Genomic DNA, 17,322 nt, shown 5'->3' with positions numbered 1-17,322 from the left:
TTCTCTCTTACGCGGCTTGCTGTGCGGACACGAACACAGCGAGGCTGGCCACGTTGGCAAAATGCTTGCGGGTGTCTTTGGCATCGGCGTCGATCTTGAAACCGAAGCGCTTCTGAATGGCCAGGCCCAGTTCCAGGGCGTCTACCGAATCCAGCCCGAGGCCTTCGCCGAACAGGGCCATGTCGGCGTCGATATCGTCGGGGCCGATGTCTTCAAGGCCCAGGGCCTCGATGATCAGGTTTTTAATCTCTAGCTGCAGATCGCTCATCTTTGGCGAGCTCCTTAATAAAGTGGTGGTGCAGGTGTTCGTTCAGCTTGCGCGAGGCGATAGGCGCCGAACTGTGCGCGCTGAACTGCTGCGGGTCGATATCCTCGCCGACGCGCATTTCAAAGTGAAAGCGCCGCGACGGAATGCGGCACCAGGGCTCGGCCTTGGTCAGGGTGGTGGGGGTAACGCTGATCACCACCGGGGTAACGATGCGCGCGCCGCGCAGGGCAATGGCCGCTGCGCCGCGGTGAAACTCGGGCGGCTGGCCGGGCGTGGTGCGGGTGCCTTCGGGGAACACGATCAGGGTCTGGCCGCCGCGCAGGGCGTCGGAGGTTTCGTCGAGCATGTCCATGCTGCCGCTGTTGCTGATGTACTCGGCAGCGCGAATCGGCCCACGCATGCACGGGTTGTCCCACAGGCTTTGTTTCACCACGCAGTTGGCATCGCGGATAAAGGCGATGAGCACCACCACATCGATGAGCGAGGGGTGGTTGGCGATCACGATCTGCCCCGGGCGGCCGAGGCGCTCGATGCCTTGCACTTCGAAGGTCAGCACGCCGGTGCGGTGCATAAATTCGACGAAGGCGCGGAAGGTCCAGCTCACGGTCGCGCGGGCGCGGGTACGCCGGGCCACGGCATCACCCGGCAGCAAGGACAGCAGCGGGAAAACCACGATGCGCAAAAACACGCCGCCCACGCCGAACAGCGTAAAGCTCAGGGCGGTGGCGATCAGGCGCCACCAATAGGGCGCGCTGTAACGGCTCAGGCGCTGTTCTGTTGCCAGCTCCATTGTCGACTCCTCCAACGATGCTCCAGGGAGGTTGCGCCGCCACTAAGGGCGCGAACCAGGTTAAGTGCGTGCGGCCACTCTGCGGTGGCTGTATCGGCAGATGATGCGGTTTCTTGCAGGTTCAGGTGCCAGTCCCGGCCGGGCTTTAGCAACAGCGCAACGGCGTAAGGGAAGGGCACATCGGTAATCCACGGCGCGTAGGCGGCGGGCGGGGTGTCTTCGGCAATGACCAGCAACACCGCCGGCGCGCCTTCGGCCAGCAGCAGCTGCGCTTCGAGCACGGCGTGCTCCAGGCCATCGCCTTCGCCGGCCAGGGCGGTCATTTCGCTGGTGTCGCCGCGCATGATCGACCACTGGCCGATGATGGCGTTATGCACCGAGAGGCTGAATTGGGTGGGCGATAACGGTGCCTGGGCGCTGACATCGCTCAGCAAGGCAAAGGTGCGTGGGGTTTCGCCGTGGCGCGACATGAACACCAGCGGCAGCGGCGCGCCATGGGCGTCGGCCAGCGGCCAGGCCACGCTGAAGGCCATCCGCGCCAGGGGGCTGAGACGGCGGCGTTGCATGGCCGGGAGAAAATTAACGTCGGGCAACGAATCGCTGACGGCAAGCGGCTCGGACTGTTGGCTCCATGCCTGCCAGTCGCTTGAGTCTTCCAGGCCGGGGGCCCAGGCGCGCCATTGATCGATTGAAAAATGCATCGGCTGCTTTTTGCGTCCATGTAAAAAAAGGCGATCGCTCCTGGCTCCGGGGACCAGGTCTATCCGACAGCAACAGCTGTCTTCGCCGTTGTGGGAAAGCACAACCGCAATAGCGCCATAGCAAAGTGCCGGCATTATCCCGACGTGGCGGGGCTCAGGCAAACATTCAGCAAAGATTTGGCTGGTATGTTTGTAAGGCGTTACCTACAAGCGCGATTGCGGGCGCTATTTTGCCCATCTTTGCGTGAAATATCCGCGCCGCTGGTCACTGTTCAATACTGCACCTCGCTCTGGCTCTGCGCTTTGCATAGAATCCCAGGCTATTCGAGGCTCAGGACGAGGTGGAATATGCGACGTGTAGTGTTCAACCAGAAAGGCGGCGTGGGGAAATCCAGCATTGCCTGCAACCTGGCCGCAGTGAGTGCCAGCCAGGGCTACCGCACCCTGTTGATCGATCTGGACGCCCAGGCCAACTCCACGCAATACCTGACCGGCCTGACCGGTGAAGACATCCCCATGGGGATTGCCGATTTCTTCAAGCAAACCCTCTCCACCGGCCCCTTCTCCAAGAAAGGTCAGGTGGATATCTACGAAACCCCGTTCGAAAACCTCCACGTGGTAACCGCCACCCGCGAGTTGGCCGACCTGCAGCCCAAGCTGGAGGCCAAGCACAAGATCAACAAACTACGTAAGTTGCTCGACGATTTGGCCGAGGACTACGACCGCATCTACCTGGATACCCCGCCGGCGCTCAATTTCTATGCCGTTTCGGCGCTGATCGCGGCGGATCGCGTGCTGATTCCGTTCGATTGCGACAGCTTTTCCCGCCAGGCGCTATACGGCCTGCTTGGCGAGATCAACGAACTGAAGGAAGACCACAACGAAGGCCTGGAAGTCGAAGGCATCGTGGTTAACCAGTTCCAGGCCCGCGCCAGTCTGCCGCAGCAGTTGCTGGATGAGCTGATTGCTGAAGGGTTGCCGGTGCTGCCGGTGTACCTGACCAGCTCGGTGAAAATGCGCGAATCGCACCAGGCCTCGATTCCGCTGATTTATCTCGAGCCCAAGCACAAGCTGACGTTGCAGTTTGTGGAGTTGCACGATTTGTTGGAAAAGGGCGCTTAACCGCCGCGCAGCTCAGTCCAAAGCAAAAAGCCCCGCATGCGGGGCTTTTTAGTGGGCAACACGAGGCAGTGGTCAGACCTGCTTATGCGCCTGCCAAACCTTGGGCTTGAAGAACAAGGTTTCACCACGCACCAGCCCGGTGAGGCTGTCGTGGTCTTTCACCACTTCCGCTTCGATCAGCTCATCCTGCGCCGGCACTTTCAACGTCACGCGGGTGATCGCGCCCAACGGGCGAATATCACGCACTTCGGCCGCCTGGTGGCCTTCTACTTCGTGACGCGACAAGGAGATTTCGTGGGGACGGAACAGCACGTGCTCTTCGCCACCTACGTGCAGGCGGTTGGAGTCGCCGAGGAAGTGGTACACGAAATCGCTGGCCGGGTTCTCGTATACCTCGCCCGGTGAGCCGATCTGCTCGATCACGCCTTTGTTCATCACCACGATGCGGTCGGCCACTTCCATGGCTTCTTCCTGGTCGTGGGTCACGAATACCGAGGTCAGGTTGATGTCCTCGTGCAGACGCGCCAGCCAGCGGCGCAGTTCTTTACGCACCTTGGCATCCAGCGCACCGAAGGGTTCGTCGAGCAGCAGCACTTTGGGTTCTACCGCCAGGGCGCGAGCCAGGGCGATACGTTGGCGCTGGCCACCGGACAGTTGCTCGGGGTAGCGGTCGGCCAGCCAGTCGAGCTGCACCATGTTCAGCAGTTCGTGCACTTTCTCGGCGATGCGGGTTTCGGTCGGGCGCTCGCCCTTGGGCTTCATGCGCAGGCCGAAGGCCACGTTGTCGAACACGGTCATATGGCGGAACAGCGCGTAGTGCTGGAACACGAAGCCGACGTTGCGATCACGCACGTCGTGGCCGGAGACGTCTTCGCCGTGGAACACGATGCTGCCGGCGTCCGGGGTTTCCAGGCCGGCAATAATGCGCAGCAGGGTGGTTTTGCCGCAGCCGGACGGGCCGAGCAGGGCCACCAGTTCGCCGCTGTGGATATCCAGGTTGATCTGGTTAAGCGCCTTGAAGGCGTTGAAGTTCTTGCTGACGTTACGGACTTCGATACTCATGACTTATTCCTCGTCCGCTTTGGCTTTAAGGCGGGTGATACGGGACTCGCTCCACTGCTTGAGCAGAAGGATGAACAGCGCCAGGATCAGCAACAGGCTGGCCACAGCAAAGGCAGCGACGTGGTTGTATTCGTTGTAGAGAATTTCAACGTGCAGCGGCAGGGTGTTGGTCACGCCGCGGATATGCCCGGACACCACCGACACCGCGCCAAACTCGCCCATGGCCCGTGCAGTACACAGCACCACGCCATAGATCAGGCCCCATTTGATATTCGGCACGGTCACATGCCAGAACATCTGCCAGCCATTGGCGCCCAACAGCCGAGCGGCTTCTTCTTCCTGGGTGCCTTGCTCCTGCATCAGCGGAATCAGCTCACGGGCCACGAAGGGCACGGTGACGAAGATAGTCGCCAGCACGATGCCCGGCAGGGCGAAGACGATCTGGATGTCATGGTCCTGCAGCCACGGGCCAAATATCCCCTGGGCGCCGAACATCAGCACGTAGACCAAACCGGCGATCACCGGCGACACCGAGAACGGCAGGTCGATCAGCGTCACCAGAATGCTTTTGCCTTTGAACGAGTATTTGCTCACGCACCAGGCGGCGCTCACGCCGAACACCAGGTTGAGCGGCACCGAAATCAGCACGGCAAAAACCGTGAGCTTGAGGGCCGACAAGGCATCGGGTTCGAAAATGGCGCTGAAGAAAGCCCCTAGACCGTTCTTCAGCCCCTGGGACACTACGATAAACAGCGGCAGTACCAGAAACAGCACGAAAACCAGCCAGCACAGGCCGATAAGAATGCGTCGGGCGTTGACGTTGCCCCGGCGAGCGGCGTTGGCAGAAGCGGCCGCGCTAAGCGTTGGTGAAGACATGGCGCGCTCCTTATGGTTTTTCGATGCGGCGCTGCAGCAAGTTGATCAGCAGCAGCAGAACAAAAGACACCACCAGCATCAGCACACCAATGGAGGTGGCGCCGCGGTAGTCGTATTGGTCGAGTTTCACCATGATCAAGAGCGGCAAAATCTCGGTTTTCATCGGCATGTTGCCGGCAATAAAAATCACCGAACCGTACTCGCCAACGCCACGGGCAAAGGCCAGCGCAAAGCCGGTAAGCCAGGCGGGCAGCAGGGCCGGGGCAAGAATATAGCGGAACACCTGAAACGGCTTGGCGCCAAGGCACGCAGCGGCTTCTTCGATTTCACGCGGGATATCGGCCAACACCGGCTGCACTGTGCGTACCACGAAAGGCAGGGTCACGAAGGTGAGCGCCAGGGTGATACCCAGCGGGGTGTAGGCGATTTTGATGCCCAGGTCAGCGGCAAACTGGCCGACCAGCCCGGTGGGCGTGTACAGCGCGGTCAGGGCAATACCGGCGACGGCGGTGGGCAGGGCGAACGGCAAGTCGATCATCGCGTCGATGACCTTGCGCCCCGGGAAGGTGTAACGCACCAACACCCAGGCCAGCAGGGTGCCGATCACACCATTTATAAGGGCCGCATACAGCGCGGTGCCAAAGCTCAGTTTGAGCGCGGCGATGACGCGAGGAGCGGTGATGATGGCCCAGAACTGGTCCCAGGTCAGTTGAGCGGCGTGGACGAACATGGCCGCCAGCGGAATCAGCACAATCAGACTGAGGTACACCAAGGTGTAGCCCAGCGTCAGCCCGAAGCCGGGTATGACTGGAGAGATACGACGTGACATAAATTTCCCTGGTTTGAACACACGAAAACCCGGATATGACTCCAGGCTTTGTGCTGTCCGTAGGATGGGTAGAGCAATAGCGAAACCCATCAATCCGCGTAACGATGGGTTTCGGCGCTGCCTCTACCCATCCTACGTCGAACGGTTTGCTTCAACGATTACTGGGCTTGGTAGATCTGGTCGAACACGCCGCCATCGTTAAAGAATTTCGGTTGCGCAGTTTTCCAGCCGCCGAAGTCCTTGTCGATAGTTACCAGGTCCAGTTTCGGGAATTGGCTGGCGTATTTGGCGGCGACCTTTGCATCACGTGGGCGGTAGAAGTTCTTCGCCGCGATTTCCTGGCCAGCCGGGCTGTACAGGTGTTTCAGGTATTCGGTCGCGATGGCGGTGGTGCCTTTTTTCTCGGCGTTCTTGTCGACTACAGCCACTGGCGGCTCGGCCAGGATCGACAGCGAAGGCACGATGATGTCGAACTTGTCGGCGCCGCCGTCTTCTTTAAGGGCCAGGAAGGCTTCGTTTTCCCAGGCCAGCAGCACGTCACCCTGACCGTTGTTCACGAAGGTGATGGTTGAGCCGCGAGCACCGGTGTCCAGAATCGGCACGTGCTTGTACAGCTGCTCGACGTAGTCTTTGGCTTTGGCTTCGCTGCCACCGGCTTTCAGGCCGTAGGCCCAGGCGGCGAGGAAGTTCCAGCGGGCGCCGCCGGAGGTTTTCGGGTTCGGGGTGATAACCGAAACGTCCTTCTTGATCAGATCGCCCCAGTCCTTGATGCCTTTAGGGTTGCCCTTGCGCACCAGGAACACGATGGTCGAGGTGTACGGGGTGCTGGCTTCCGGCAGACGGGTTTGCCAGTTTTCCGGCAGCAGTTTGCCCAGTTTGGCCACTTCGTCGATGTCGCCGGCCAGGGCCAGGGTTACGACGTCAGCGCGCAGACCATCAATGACAGCGCGGCCTTGTTTGCCCGAACCGCCATGGGATTGCTGGATAACGACTTTGTCGTCCTTGTGGCTTTCTTGCCAGAATTTGATGAACTCGGCGTTGTATTCCTGATACAGCTCGCGAGTTGGGTCATACGAAACGTTCAGCAGCTCGTAATCCTTGGCGACGGCGGTACCGGCGAAGAGGGCGCTGGTCAAAGCTGCCAAAGCGAAACGGCGAATGGACATGGTGTAACTCCTAAGATTTCAAATTTTGTTCAAGTGTTATGGCTGAGTTTCTTATGGGGTTCAGCTGCACATTCGCGGCTGCCAACGGGTGTTTCTGTTCATCTGTTTGCCCTCTGGTCGTCCAGTAAGGGGTTGTTCAATTCGGCTTAGGCTTGCTTACCGGCAGCGGGTGGCTGCAGACGGAATTTCTCTTTGCGCTCGATCTGTACGACCTGGCCGTTGTGCACGGTGATTTCCACCGAGCCAAAACGCAGGCCCTGCAGGGCAGCGGAAATTTCGCGGAGGATGCCGGCTTCGTCCTGGCCCTCAACGCTACGAAGGGGTGCGCTCATCTATCTGCTCCTTGAAAAAAATGCCCTGAGGTTTGTTCGTGGTCAGTGGGCGTGGAGCGGATAGTAGGGAATGCCTAATATTCTTAAAAATACTATTTAAGAATTTTTATATAACCATTTTGAATTTCCACGCTTGCCCATCTCTATATCGCGACGCGCGCGGGCGCGGAGCGTGTGGATAAATGCCTGAAAGGCCTGGAAATAGAGGGCTCTACGGGTAGAAGGGGGAAAACTGAAGCGGCTTTTTGCCAGTATTCATATATCACTTAATGCATAAGTAAATAATTTCTTATTCCTTAACGAGTATATGACCCCTCCCTATACTGGCCTCCACACCGTACTTCGCAGGAGGCGTTTCCCATGCGCAGCGAATCGATCCGCTATCTGATAGTGCCCGGCTGGCAAGGCTCGCCGGACGAGCACTGGCAAAGCCATTGGCAACGCAGCCTGCCCAACAGCCAGCGCGTGGAGCAAGCCGACTGGCTGAGCCCCGACCGCGCCAACTGGGTAAACGAACTCGACCGCGCCATCGCCGCGCAGCCCACGCCGGTGATTCTGATTGCCCACAGCCTGGGTTGCGTAACGGTGGCCCACTGGGCCGCCAATGCGCCGGTGGAGTTGCTGCGCCGCGTACACGGCGCCTTGCTGGTAGCGCCGGCCGATGTGGAACGTCCGGCTTGCCCGGAAGCACTCAAAGGCTTCGCGCCCATTCCCCGTGAGCTGCTGCCGTTCCCCGCGCAAGTGGTGGGTTCGGACAACGACGCCGCCGCCAGCGCCGCGCGCGCCATTGAGCTGGCCCGCGACTGGGGCGCCGAAACGGCGATTCTCAGCGGCGTGGGGCATATCAATGTGAAGTCCGGGCATCAGCGTTGGGAGCGCGGTTTTTCCTACCTCTACCGCCTGCAAAACCGCATCGAACAGCACGCCCGCCGCAGCGCCTGATTCCGCGTCTTTTTTTTCGCTTTCCGTTACCCAAGCCGCAGCACGGTCTGTCGGCTTGGTTTGGAGTTTTCGTATGTCACGCACCGAACACCCGGGCCAGCCATTGCTGACCTTTCCTGACGCCGACAAAAGCCCGCTGAGCATTCGTGCCAAGGCGCTGGTGTTTATCGACGCCCGCTCGCGGCAACTGCGTGAAGAGGTCAACCAACTGGCACCGAGCCATTTGCCGGTGTTGATACAGGGCGAGATGGGCACCGGCAAGGAACTGCTGGCGCGGCATATTCACCGCGAAAGCGACCGCGCCGGGCTGTTCGTGGCCTTGAGCTGCAGCAGCCTCAGCCAGAACCACGCCGAGGCCGAACTGTTCGGCTATGCGGCCGGCGCCTATAGCGGCACCGCCAGCAGCCGCGCCGGCTGGTTTGGCTCGGCCAACGGCGGCACGTTGTACCTGGACGAAATCGGCGACCTGCCGCTGGCGCTGCAAGACAAGCTGCTGGCCGCCCTGGAAAACCGCGAAGTCACCCGCGTCGGTTCGGGGCAGGCCAGCCCCGTGGATGTGCGCTTGGTCGCCGCCACCAGCATCGACCTCGGCCAGGCGGTCGAGGCCGGCAAGTTTCACCCACGCTTGTACCAATACCTGAACGAAGGCCGCCTGGCCCTGCCGCCGCTGCGCGAACGCATCGGCGATATCTTGCCGATGGCTGAATATTTTCTCGGCATCTACACCCAGCGTCTGGGCCTGCCGATGCCGCTGATTGGCGCCGCGGCGCAGCAGGTGCTGGAGTGGCACCCGTGGCCGGGCAACACCCGCGAGCTGGAAAACGTTATTCACTTTGCTCTGCTGGTCAGCAGTGGCGAGGAGATTCTGCCCGAGCACCTGGAACTGGCCGGGGTGCGTGCGCCGTTAAACGCCATCGAACAGCAACTGCGCCAATGGCTGCAACGCGCCGGGGCCGATGGCGCCGCGCAGCTGCAGGCGCTGGTGCAGCAGGTAACCGCTTAAGGTTTACGCCACACGCTGGCCAGCCAGGGTTGCTGGTCGCGTGGCAGGCCGGCGGGGCGGTAGTAGTGTTCCAACTCGCTAAAACCGGCCTCGCCGAGGTACTGCTGCCAGGCCGCCAGGTCGTGATAACTGCCGTAGCGCGGGCCATTCCAACCTTCCTGGTTGTCGCCGCGCGGGTTGGAACTGAACAGCACGCCGCCGGGTTTTAACGTGGCGTAGAGCTGGCGCAGCACGCGCGGCAATTCCTGGCTCGGCACGTGGAACAGCACGGCATTGGCAAAGACGCCGTCGAAGCGTTCGGCCGGTAAATCCAGGGCGAGAAAATCCTGCTGCCAGACTTCACAGCCGCTATCGATGCGGGCCATGTCGGCAAACTTCGCCGAACCATCCAGGCCCACCGGGACGTGGCCCATATCGCGGAACACCTTCAGATCGCGGCCCGGCCCGCAGCCGAAATCGAGAATTTGCAACGGCGCTGGCGTATCGATATGACGCAGCAGGGCGGCGATATTCTGGCTGACGTCGTGGTCACGGGTGCCCTCGCGAAAGCTCTCTGCACTCTGGTTGTAGTGCTGGAGGGTGAGGGTGGTGATTTGGGTGAGTTGGTCGGGGGTCAGGGGCATGGAAGCTCTGTGCAGGGTCGTAGGTTGGGTTGAGCAAAGCGAAGCCCAACGTGGGGGGAGGGCGTTCTGTTTGGTTGCGGGGGGCGGGCGGATTTTTGCGTATCGTTGGGCTTCGCCTTCGGCTCAACCCAACCTACGCTTTTACCCCGAACTTACCGCGGTACTCGCTGGGCGAAAGGTTGGTGATTTTCTTGAAGGCTGCGCGAAACGCGCCGGTGTCCTGGTAGCCCACCGTCCAGGCAATGTGATCGACCGTGCCATTGGTGAACTCCAACATCTCCCGCGCTTTCCCCACCTTTACATGTTGGCAATACTCGGTCGGCTTCAGCCCGGTGGCGGCGCGGAAACGACGCAAAAACGTACGCGCTTCCAGCCCGGCGACATCGGCCATCGCCGCCAGGCTCACATCCACCGCGCCATTGCCTTGCAGCCAATGCTGCACCTTGAGCACCGCCGCATCGCCATGGGCGAGGATGGGCGCGAAGTTGCTGCCGCATTCGCGTGCGCTGTCGCTGTGTTCCACCATCAGATAACGCGCGGTGCGGTTGGCGATGCTCGGGCCGAGCAGGCGGTCCACCAGGCGCAAGCCAATCTCGGCCCAGGCCATCAGGCCGCCGGTGGTGATGATGTCGCCGTCATCGATGATGGGTTTGTCGACATTCACCTTCAGCAAGGGAAACTGGCTGGCGAGTATTTCCCCGTGAGTCCAGTGGGTGGTCGCTTGGCGGCCGTCCAGCAGGCCGGTGATCGCCAGCAAAAATGCCCCCAGGCAAATGGAGCCGACGATGGCGCCCTGTTGGTGGCTACGCTTGATCCAGGCGGCGAGCTCGCGGGCTTCGTCGCCGCTGGGCATATCGTCCATGCACGGCGGAAGCACGATGGCGCCGAGGCGGCTCGGTACATCCGGCAGGCTGTCGTAATGACGCTCTGGTGGTTCGCTCGGCGTGGCGGCGCTCCAGTGGCTGACCCGCAGCCGCGGCAACTGCTCAGACTGCTGCTCGCAGGCCATGCGATTGGCGATGGCAAACAGATCGGTTAAACCATGCACGGCAGCGGTTTGGGCGCCGGGGTACACCAGCAGGCCAATCTCCAGCACCGGACGGTTTTCATGCTTTGTCATTTTTCCCACCGCTATTGTCGTTCCAGCTAAGCGTCGGTCGCGTGGCGGCGGCCGATACTGCGAACCACGGAACATTACCCACCTGCACCGAGGAACACACCATGTCCAAACAAGCGCTCATCCTAGTGGATATCCAGAACGACTACTTCGCCCCCGGCAAATGGCCCTTGGTCGGCGCAGAAGCCGCCGCCGAAAAAGCCGCGCAGGTGCTTAAAGCGTTCCGCGATGCCGGTGACCTGGTGGTGCATATCCGCCACGAAGCCACTGATGCCGACGCGCCGTTTTTCGTCGCCGGCTCCGAAGGTGCGCAAATCCATCCGACCGTGGCCAACCAGGCCAACGAGCCGGTGATCGTCAAACACCACATCAACTCCTTCCGCGACACCGAGTTGAAAGCGGTGCTCGACCAGCACGGCATCGACAAGTTGGTGATCGTCGGCAGCATGAGCCACATGTGCACCCACGGCATCGTTCGCGCCGCCGTGGATTTTGGCTACGACACCACCGTGATTCACGACGCCTGCGCCACCCTCGATCTCGAATTCAACGGCGTGAAAGTACCGGCCGCCCATGTGCATGCTGCCTTTATGGCGGCGCTTGCCTTTGGCTATGCGCCAGTGGTGTCGGCTGCGGAGTTTTTGGCGTGATCGCCAGGGCGCTTTAAGGTCACGAAGCGGCGCGGCATTCGCTGTTGAGTTTTTTGAATGACCCGCGCCGTCTGCATATTTTGCGAAATGTGTCTAATATTCTAAAAAAGCATTAAAAACAAACTAATAAGTCTTTTTAGATTTATGGGATTTTTATTACTGTTGCGCGGTCGCCGCCGGCCCCCCCGGAGCGACCCACACCAAGCAAGCTGAAATCGCTGGTCTCCTTGCAGTGTCGGACAACTAAAAAGAACTGCATCTGGAGCAAGCACCATGACCAAATCCCCTTTGGCGTTGGCCGTCATTCTCGGCGTCATCGCTCAACAAGCTGGCGCGGCCGGCTTTATTGACGACAGCAAGGCCACCTTGGGTCTGCGTAACTTCTACTACGACAACAACGTGAAGCACTCCGCTGCCGACGCGCCTTCGCAGCAAGAGTGGGGTCAAGGCTTCCTGTTCAACTACACCTCGGGCTTCACCCAAGGCACCGTAGGTTTTGGTCTGGACGTAGTAGGCCTGGCCGGTATCAAACTGGATTCCGGCGGCACCGCCACCAAAGCAGACCGTAGCCGCACCCCGGGCGCTCTGTTCCCGCTGGAAAGCGACGGCAGCGCCACCGATAGCTACGGCAAAGCCGGCGCCACCGGCAAAGTACGTATTTCCAAAACTGAAGGCCGTATCGGCACCCTGCAACCGAAACTGCCGGTTGTGACCTTCAACGACGGTCGCCTGCTGCCACAACTGTTCAATGGTGGCCAGATCACCTCCAACGAAATCGACGGCCTGACCCTGATCGCCGGGCAGTTGGAAAACACCAAGACCCGTAGCTCCACCGATGACGTTGGTCTGCGCGTAGCTGGGGCTCAAGTGGTTCGCGGCCAACAAGCGGACACCAACAAGTTCTACTACGCCGGTGGTGACTACAAAATCACCAAGGATCTGACCGCGCAGTACTACTACGGCAACCTGGATGACTTCTACAAACAGCACTTCCTTGGTCTGATCCACAACTGGGCGATCGGCCCGGGCGTACTGAAATCTGACCTGCGTTACTTCGACAGCAGCTCCGACGGCAAGAACAGCAGCGCTTCAGGCCGTGCAGAAGGCTACGGTGCTACCGGTTACTACGGTGATACCCCTGCCGGTGCATCCATCGTTCGTGGCGAAATCGACAACCGCACCTGGAGCGGCCAGTTCACCTACACCCTGGGCGGCCACTCGCTGAGCGCCGGCTACCAGCAAGTGTCGGGCGACAGTGCTTTCCCGTTCCTCAACCAGGGTGACGGCTCCACTGCCTACCTGATCACCGACCGCCAGATCGGCAAGTTCCAGAACGCCGGCGAGCGCACCTGGTTGGCTGAATACGGCTACGACTTCACCTCCCTGGGCGTACCGGGCCTGAAAGCCGTCGGTACCTACCTGAAGGGCGACAACATCGACCGCGCCGGTAGCGATGGCCGTGAGTGGGAACGTGACTTCCGCGTTGACTACGTGCTGCAAGACGGTGACCTGAAAGGCCTGGGCTTCACCTGGCGTAACGCCAGTCAGCGCGGCAACTTCGCCGCTGACAACGACGAAAACCGCCTGATCGTCAGCTACACCCTGCCGCTGTTGTAAGCACCACGCGGTAATAAAAAGCCGGGCAATTGCCCGGCTTTTTTGTGCCTGCTGGAATATCAAAAGCTCGAGGCTGCGCAAGCGTTGGATCGTCCCGTTGGGCTTCGCCTGGCGCAACCCAACCTACGGCAAATACGCCGCCACTTTGCGCTTGAGCAACTCCACCAACTCCGGCTGCATAAACTGGTAGTCATCGGGAATGCCCAGGTTGACTACGCGTTTGTTAGCCAGGTGACGGCGAAATTTAGTGGCCAGTTTTCGCCGATGCACCGACTCCATCACCAGTATCAGTTCAGCCCATTCCAGCAACTCGGGGCTGACCGGATTATCCGCGTCGAGATTGACCCCGGCCGAGGCGGTATTCACCCCTGGCCAGTCAGCAAACACCTGCTCGGCGGTGGGGCTGCGCAGGCGGTTCTTGCTGCAGATAAACAGAATATTCACGGCGTTTCCCTACGAAAAAAAATCCCGGCACAGTGGCCGGGCTTGGTGTGTTGCAACGGGCGCTTACTGACCGTTGTACACCTGATCAAACACCCCACCATCATTAAAGTGAGTCTTCTGAATCACCGGCCACTCGCCAAAGGTTTTCACCACCGGCAAGAAATCCACTTTCGGGAAACGATCCGAGAACTCGGCGAGGATTTTCGGGTTGCGTGGGCGAAGGTAGTTGTTGGCAGCGATGCGTTGACCTTCATCGGACCACAGGTACTTCAGGTACGCCTCGGCTTCTTTGCGGGTGCCTTTCTTGTCGACCACTTTGTCGACCACGGCTACCGGCGGCTCGGCTTCGGCCGACACGCTCGGGTACACCACTTCGAAGCTGCCACGGCCGAATTCACGGGCGATCATTTCCGCTTCGTTTTCGAAGGTCACCAGCACGTCGCCGATGTTGTTCTGCATAAAGGTGGTGGTAGCGGCGCGGCCGCCGGTGTCGAGTACCGGGGCTTGCTTGAACAGCTTGCCGACAAATTCGCGGGCGGCTTTTTCGTCGCCGCCTTGCTTGAGCACATAGCCCCAGGCCGACAGGTAGGTGTAGCGGCCGTTGCCGGAGGTTTTCGGGTTCGGTACTACCACTTCTACGCCGCTTTTCAGCAGATCAGGCCAATCTTTCAGGCCCTTCGGGTTGCCTTTGCGCACGATAAATACGGTGGCCGAAGTGAACGGCGCGCTGTTGTCCGGCAGGCGGGTGGCCCAGTTTTCCGGAAGCAGGTTGCCGTTGTCGTGCAGGGCGTTGATGTCGGTGGCCATGTTCATGGTGATGACGTCAGCCTGCAGGCCATCAATTACGGCGCGGGCTTGTTTGCTCGAACCACCGTGGGACATCTGCAAGGTGAGCTCGGGGTTGCCCTCGGCCTGCCAGTGTTTCTGGAACGCGGCGTTGTAGTCTTTATAGAAGTCGCGCATCACGTCATACGAAACGTTCAGCAGGGTGGCTGCCTGCACGCTGGAAGCCAGGGCCAGGCCGGCGGCCAGCAGGGAGGTAGAGAGCAATCGCTTCATCGAAATTTCCTTAGTCCAGGATCCATAGACAAAAAGCCCATAGGCAATGAGGGTAACCGGCGAATGATAGAAGCCCGGAGTTATTCTGATAAAGAATAATTGATTCCTTGCTTATGCCATCAAGCGGCATCGAGCTTTTGGCCTCATATTCCATAATCATATAAATAAATTGTTATTTATTCTTTTTAATTTGCACGCAGCCTGAGCATAGTGAGCCCCACGCACCGACATGCACCAGGAGCTGCACCATGAGCCTCAGACTCGGCGACATCGCCCCCGACTTCGAACAAGACTCTAGCCAAGGACGCATTCGTTTTCACGAATGGTTGGGCAATAGCTGGGGCGTGCTGTTTTCGCACCCGGCCGACTTTACCCCGGTGTGCACCACCGAGCTCGGTTTTACCGCCAAATTGAAAGACCAGTTCGCTGAGCGCGGCGTAAAAGTAATCGCCCTGTCGGTGGACCCGGTCGACTCGCACCTGAAATGGATCGACGACATCAACGAAACCCAGAGCACCCTGGTGGGTTTCCCGATCATCGCTGACGCCGACCGCAAAGTGTCGAGCCTCTACGACCTGATTCACCCCAACGCCAACGACACCCTCACCGTGCGTTCGCTGTTCGTGATCGACCCGAACAAAAAGGTGCGCCTGACCATCACCTACCCAGCCAGCACCGGCCGCAACTTCAACGAAATTCTGCGGGTGATCGACTCGCTGCAGCTGACCGACACCTACAAGGTTGCCACCCCCGCCAACTGGCAGGACGGTGACGAGGTGGTGATCGTGCCGTCGCTGCGTGACGAAGACGAAATCAAGCAACGCTTCCCAAAGGCTACCGTGCGGTGAAACCGTACCTGCGCCTAACCCCTCAACCCAATCGCTGATAGCGGCAACGTACATACCTGAGCGCGCTTGAGCCTCGGGCCAAGGCCCCCAGCAACAAGTCGGCAAGGCAAGGAGTAGGCAATGTTAGTGGTTTCGTTGAGCGGTAGTCCCAGCCAGAGATCCCGCAGTGGAATCTTGCTGGAGCGCTCGCAGCGTTGGCTGCAACAGCGCGGCGTGGAAGTGGTGAGCTACCGCATTCAAGACTTCGACGCCGAAGAACTGCTGCATGCCCGCTTTGATAGCCCGCAGATCCAGGCCTTGCAGGCCCACGTGGCTGCGGCCGACGGTTTGCTGATTGCCACGCCGGTTTACAAGGCCTCGTTCTCCGGTGCCTTGAAGGTGTTGCTGGACCTGCTGCCCGAGCGCGCCCTGGAGCACAAAGTGCTGCTGCCGTTTTCTACCGGCGGCAGCAGCGCGCACATGCTGGCTGTGGATTACGCCCTGCGCCCGGTGCTCACCGCACTCAAGGCGCAGGAAGTGCAGCACGGTGTATTCGCCGATGACAGCCAGATCGCCTACGGCGAAAACGGCGCCGCCGCGCAGTTGGCCGTGAGCCTGGAGCAGCGCCTGGAAGACGCGCTGGAACAGTTCCTCAGCGCCCTGGCCCGCCGGCCCAAACCCCTTGATCCGAATGTATTGAATCAGCGGTTGCTGGCGGCGAATTGGAGTATCTGACGCATTAGTTACTCCCCTCTCCCGCTTGCGGGAGAGGGGCGGGGGGTGAGGGGCCTTTGAGATTTCCCCCTCACCCCAGCCCTCTCCCTCAGGGAGAGGGGGCAAAAAAACCAAAAACATCAGCCTTACTCACCCGCCAACGGGCAAGCAGGCGACATCACTTAAACAGCAAAGGAGAGCGCCATGCGCCCAGTAAATTTGCGTCGGAGTTTGGTCGCCCTGTTTGTTGCGGCCACCGCTTTGGGCGCCGTCAGCCAAGCACAAGCCGAAACCCTGCGGATCGGTTATCAGAAGTACGGCACCCTGGTGCTGCTCAAAGCCAAAGGCACCTTGGAAAAACGCCTCGCCGAACAAGGCGTGGACGTTAAATGGACCGAGTTCCCCGGCGGCCCGCAGCTGCTTGAAGGCCTGAACGTAGGCTCCGTGGACTTCGGCGTCACCGGCGAAACCCCGCCGGTATTTGCCCAGGCCGCCGGCGCCGATCTGCTCTACGTCGCCTCCGAGCCACCGGCACCGCACAGCGAAGCGATCCTGGTGCCGAAAGACTCGCCGATCAAATCGGTGAAAGAACTCAAAGGCAAGAAAGTGGTGCTCAACAAGGGCTCCAACGTGCACTACCTGCTGGTGCGCGCCCTGGAAGACGCCGGCCTGAAATACAGCGACATCGACGTGGTGTACCTGGCCCCGGCCGACGCCCGTGCCGCGTTCGAACGCGGCAGCGTAGACGCCTGGGTTATCTGGGACCCCTTCCAGGCTGCCGCCGAAAATCAGCTGGGTGCTCACACCCTGCGTGACGGCCAGGGCCTGGTAGACAACCACCAGTTCTACCTCTCCACCAAGCCGTACGCCGAGAAGAACCCGAAAGTCATCGCCACCCTGATCGATGAAGTTCGTGCAGTCGGTGAAGACTCCAAAGCCGACCCGCAAGCCGTCACCGAACAAGTGGCACCGCTGCTGGGCCTGTCCAAGGAAATCACCCTGACCGCGGTGAAACGCCAAGGCTACGGCGCCCAGTTCATCACCCCGGAAGTGGTGGCTGCGCAGCAGAAAATCGCCGACACCTTTTACGCACTCAAATTGATTCCCAAGCCGTTGAGCATCAAGGACGTGATCTGGACGCCGCCGGCCAAAGTCGCCAGCGCCCAGTAATCAACTAATC

19 protein-coding genes and 1 pseudogene are annotated in these 17,322 nt (G+C 60.2%); 8 read left to right on the top strand and 12 right to left on the bottom strand.

Translation table 11 applies throughout. From position 1 onward, the window contains the following. Positions 1-7: 7 nt before the first annotated feature. Genes AC0V2S_RS05075 through AC0V2S_RS05065 form a run of 3 tightly spaced genes read right to left on the bottom strand, consistent with a single transcriptional unit; the run spans position 8 to position 1,759 of the window. Positions 8-268 carry a phosphopantetheine-binding protein gene (locus tag AC0V2S_RS05075; protein WP_108097831.1) on the bottom strand — a complete coding sequence of 87 codons (261 nt, stop codon included), beginning with the start codon at positions 266-268 and terminating at the stop codon, positions 8-10. Further along, the gene (locus tag AC0V2S_RS05070; RefSeq protein ID WP_475508784.1) at positions 243-1,058 is read right to left on the bottom strand and encodes a lysophospholipid acyltransferase family protein; all 816 of its coding nucleotides are present in this window, start codon (positions 1,056-1,058) and stop codon (positions 243-245) included. The genes AC0V2S_RS05075 and AC0V2S_RS05070 overlap by 26 nt, the downstream gene beginning before the upstream one ends. Then, a complete protein-coding gene (locus tag AC0V2S_RS05065; RefSeq protein WP_475508783.1) occupies positions 1,031-1,759 on the bottom strand; it encodes a beta-ketoacyl synthase chain length factor in 729 nt (242 codons plus the stop codon). The genes AC0V2S_RS05070 and AC0V2S_RS05065 overlap by 28 nt, the downstream gene beginning before the upstream one ends. Before the next feature lie 348 nt (positions 1,760-2,107). On the opposite strand from AC0V2S_RS05065, the gene AC0V2S_RS05060 reads away from it, so the two are divergent. Then, positions 2,108-2,881 (top strand): ParA family protein, encoded by a 774-nt coding sequence (locus tag AC0V2S_RS05060; RefSeq protein ID WP_475508782.1) that lies wholly within the window; start codon positions 2,108-2,110, stop codon positions 2,879-2,881. Positions 2,882-2,953: 72 nt separating this feature from the next. Here AC0V2S_RS05060 and AC0V2S_RS05055 read toward each other — a convergent pair whose 3' ends face one another. The 5 genes from AC0V2S_RS05055 to oscA form a co-directional block, all read right to left on the bottom strand. After that, the gene (locus AC0V2S_RS05055; RefSeq protein WP_475508781.1) at positions 2,954-3,943 is read right to left on the bottom strand and encodes a sulfate/molybdate ABC transporter ATP-binding protein; all 990 of its coding nucleotides are present in this window, start codon (positions 3,941-3,943) and stop codon (positions 2,954-2,956) included. Positions 3,944-3,946: 3 nt separating this feature from the next. After that, on the bottom strand, positions 3,947-4,819 hold the full coding sequence (gene cysW, locus AC0V2S_RS05050) for a sulfate ABC transporter permease subunit CysW (RefSeq protein WP_475508780.1): 873 nt from the start codon (positions 4,817-4,819) through the stop codon (positions 3,947-3,949). Between the two features lie 10 nt (positions 4,820-4,829). Then, complete coding sequence (gene cysT, locus AC0V2S_RS05045; protein ID WP_475508779.1) at positions 4,830-5,648, bottom strand: sulfate ABC transporter permease subunit CysT; 819 nt, start codon at positions 5,646-5,648, stop codon at positions 4,830-4,832. 158 nt (positions 5,649-5,806) lie between these two features. Then, on the bottom strand, positions 5,807-6,814 hold the full coding sequence (locus AC0V2S_RS05040; protein WP_475508778.1) for a sulfate ABC transporter substrate-binding protein: 1,008 nt from the start codon (positions 6,812-6,814) through the stop codon (positions 5,807-5,809). A 146-nt stretch (positions 6,815-6,960) separates the two neighbouring features. Next, positions 6,961-7,146: a sulfur starvation response protein OscA gene (gene oscA / locus AC0V2S_RS05035; RefSeq protein WP_108095379.1), complete on the bottom strand. Its 186-nt coding sequence runs from the start codon at positions 7,144-7,146 to the stop codon at positions 6,961-6,963. A gap of 360 nt (positions 7,147-7,506) precedes the next feature. On the opposite strand from oscA, the gene AC0V2S_RS05030 reads away from it, so the two are divergent. After that, a complete protein-coding gene (locus AC0V2S_RS05030; protein ID WP_475508777.1) occupies positions 7,507-8,088 on the top strand; it encodes an alpha/beta hydrolase in 582 nt (193 codons plus the stop codon). Between the two features lie 73 nt (positions 8,089-8,161). After that, positions 8,162-9,091, top strand: a complete 930-nt coding sequence (locus tag AC0V2S_RS05025) for a sigma 54-interacting transcriptional regulator (RefSeq protein WP_475508776.1) — start codon at positions 8,162-8,164, stop codon at positions 9,089-9,091. Here AC0V2S_RS05025 and AC0V2S_RS05020 read toward each other — a convergent pair. Both AC0V2S_RS05020 and AC0V2S_RS05015 read right to left on the bottom strand, forming a co-directional pair. After that, on the bottom strand, positions 9,088-9,714 hold the full coding sequence (locus AC0V2S_RS05020; RefSeq protein ID WP_475508775.1) for a class I SAM-dependent methyltransferase: 627 nt from the start codon (positions 9,712-9,714) through the stop codon (positions 9,088-9,090). The two genes, AC0V2S_RS05025 and AC0V2S_RS05020, sit on opposite strands and share 4 nt — an antisense overlap. 133 nt (positions 9,715-9,847) lie before the next feature. Then, positions 9,848-10,834 carry a GlxA family transcriptional regulator gene (locus tag AC0V2S_RS05015; RefSeq protein WP_475508774.1) on the bottom strand — a complete coding sequence of 329 codons (987 nt, stop codon included), beginning with the start codon at positions 10,832-10,834 and terminating at the stop codon, positions 9,848-9,850. 101 nt (positions 10,835-10,935) lie between these two features. Here AC0V2S_RS05015 and AC0V2S_RS05010 point away from each other — a divergent pair, with 101 nt between their 5' ends. Together AC0V2S_RS05010 and AC0V2S_RS05005 are read left to right on the top strand one after the other, a co-directional pair. Continuing rightward, on the top strand, positions 10,936-11,481 hold the full coding sequence (locus tag AC0V2S_RS05010; RefSeq protein ID WP_475508773.1) for a cysteine hydrolase family protein: 546 nt from the start codon (positions 10,936-10,938) through the stop codon (positions 11,479-11,481). Positions 11,482-11,754: 273 nt separating this feature from the next. Beyond that, on the top strand, positions 11,755-13,098 hold the full coding sequence (locus AC0V2S_RS05005; protein ID WP_475508772.1) for an OprD family porin: 1,344 nt from the start codon (positions 11,755-11,757) through the stop codon (positions 13,096-13,098). A 123-nt stretch (positions 13,099-13,221) separates the two neighbouring features. Here AC0V2S_RS05005 and AC0V2S_RS05000 read toward each other — a convergent pair whose 3' ends face one another. Beyond that, the gene (locus AC0V2S_RS05000) at positions 13,222-13,542 is read right to left on the bottom strand and encodes a low molecular weight protein tyrosine phosphatase family protein (RefSeq protein WP_475508771.1); all 321 of its coding nucleotides are present in this window, start codon (positions 13,540-13,542) and stop codon (positions 13,222-13,224) included. Positions 13,543-13,605: 63 nt separating this feature from the next. Beyond that, positions 13,606-14,601 (bottom strand): sulfate ABC transporter substrate-binding protein, encoded by a 996-nt coding sequence (locus AC0V2S_RS04995; protein WP_475508770.1) that lies wholly within the window; start codon positions 14,599-14,601, stop codon positions 13,606-13,608. Positions 14,602-14,849: 248 nt separating this feature from the next. On the opposite strand from AC0V2S_RS04995, the pseudogene AC0V2S_RS04990 reads away from it, so the two are divergent. From AC0V2S_RS04990 to AC0V2S_RS04980, 3 genes and pseudogenes are all read left to right on the top strand, one after another. After that, positions 14,850-15,487, top strand: a pseudogene (locus AC0V2S_RS04990) (peroxiredoxin). Positions 15,488-15,569: 82 nt separating this feature from the next. Beyond that, complete coding sequence (gene ssuE, locus AC0V2S_RS04985; protein ID WP_475508769.1) at positions 15,570-16,163, top strand: NADPH-dependent FMN reductase; 594 nt, start codon at positions 15,570-15,572, stop codon at positions 16,161-16,163. A gap of 183 nt (positions 16,164-16,346) precedes the next feature. Next, positions 16,347-17,312: a sulfonate ABC transporter substrate-binding protein gene (locus tag AC0V2S_RS04980; RefSeq protein ID WP_475508768.1), complete on the top strand. Its 966-nt coding sequence runs from the start codon at positions 16,347-16,349 to the stop codon at positions 17,310-17,312. Positions 17,313-17,322: the final 10 nt, after the last annotated feature.

This window comes from Pseudomonas sp. CC11G (assembly GCF_056174845.1).
Note: the sequence above shows the minus strand (reverse complement) of the source record. Positions and strands in the feature narration are given on the sequence as shown.

Excerpts from the sequence above, each read along its gene's own strand:
- AC0V2S_RS05075 (WP_108097831.1), bottom strand. The coding sequence starts at position 268 with ATGAGCGATCTGCAGCTAGAGATTAAAAACCTGATCATCGAGGCCCTG.
- AC0V2S_RS05070 (WP_475508784.1), bottom strand. The coding sequence starts at position 1,058 with ATGGAGCTGGCAACAGAACAGCGCCTGAGCCGTTACAGCGCGCCCTAT.
- AC0V2S_RS05065 (WP_475508783.1), bottom strand. The coding sequence starts at position 1,759 with ATGCATTTTTCAATCGATCAATGGCGCGCCTGGGCCCCCGGCCTGGAA.
- AC0V2S_RS05060 (WP_475508782.1), top strand. The coding sequence starts at position 2,108 with ATGCGACGTGTAGTGTTCAACCAGAAAGGCGGCGTGGGGAAATCCAGC.
- AC0V2S_RS05055 (WP_475508781.1), bottom strand. The coding sequence starts at position 3,943 with ATGAGTATCGAAGTCCGTAACGTCAGCAAGAACTTCAACGCCTTCAAG.
- cysW (WP_475508780.1), bottom strand. The coding sequence starts at position 4,819 with ATGTCTTCACCAACGCTTAGCGCGGCCGCTTCTGCCAACGCCGCTCGC.
- cysT (WP_475508779.1), bottom strand. The coding sequence starts at position 5,648 with ATGTCACGTCGTATCTCTCCAGTCATACCCGGCTTCGGGCTGACGCTG.
- AC0V2S_RS05040 (WP_475508778.1), bottom strand. The coding sequence starts at position 6,814 with ATGTCCATTCGCCGTTTCGCTTTGGCAGCTTTGACCAGCGCCCTCTTC.
- oscA (WP_108095379.1), bottom strand. The coding sequence starts at position 7,146 with ATGAGCGCACCCCTTCGTAGCGTTGAGGGCCAGGACGAAGCCGGCATC.
- AC0V2S_RS05030 (WP_475508777.1), top strand. The coding sequence starts at position 7,507 with ATGCGCAGCGAATCGATCCGCTATCTGATAGTGCCCGGCTGGCAAGGC.
- AC0V2S_RS05025 (WP_475508776.1), top strand. The coding sequence starts at position 8,162 with ATGTCACGCACCGAACACCCGGGCCAGCCATTGCTGACCTTTCCTGAC.
- AC0V2S_RS05020 (WP_475508775.1), bottom strand. The coding sequence starts at position 9,714 with ATGCCCCTGACCCCCGACCAACTCACCCAAATCACCACCCTCACCCTC.
- AC0V2S_RS05015 (WP_475508774.1), bottom strand. The coding sequence starts at position 10,834 with ATGACAAAGCATGAAAACCGTCCGGTGCTGGAGATTGGCCTGCTGGTG.
- AC0V2S_RS05010 (WP_475508773.1), top strand. The coding sequence starts at position 10,936 with ATGTCCAAACAAGCGCTCATCCTAGTGGATATCCAGAACGACTACTTC.
- AC0V2S_RS05005 (WP_475508772.1), top strand. The coding sequence starts at position 11,755 with ATGACCAAATCCCCTTTGGCGTTGGCCGTCATTCTCGGCGTCATCGCT.
- AC0V2S_RS04995 (WP_475508770.1), bottom strand. The coding sequence starts at position 14,601 with ATGAAGCGATTGCTCTCTACCTCCCTGCTGGCCGCCGGCCTGGCCCTG.
- ssuE (WP_475508769.1), top strand. The coding sequence starts at position 15,570 with ATGTTAGTGGTTTCGTTGAGCGGTAGTCCCAGCCAGAGATCCCGCAGT.
- AC0V2S_RS04980 (WP_475508768.1), top strand. The coding sequence starts at position 16,347 with ATGCGCCCAGTAAATTTGCGTCGGAGTTTGGTCGCCCTGTTTGTTGCG.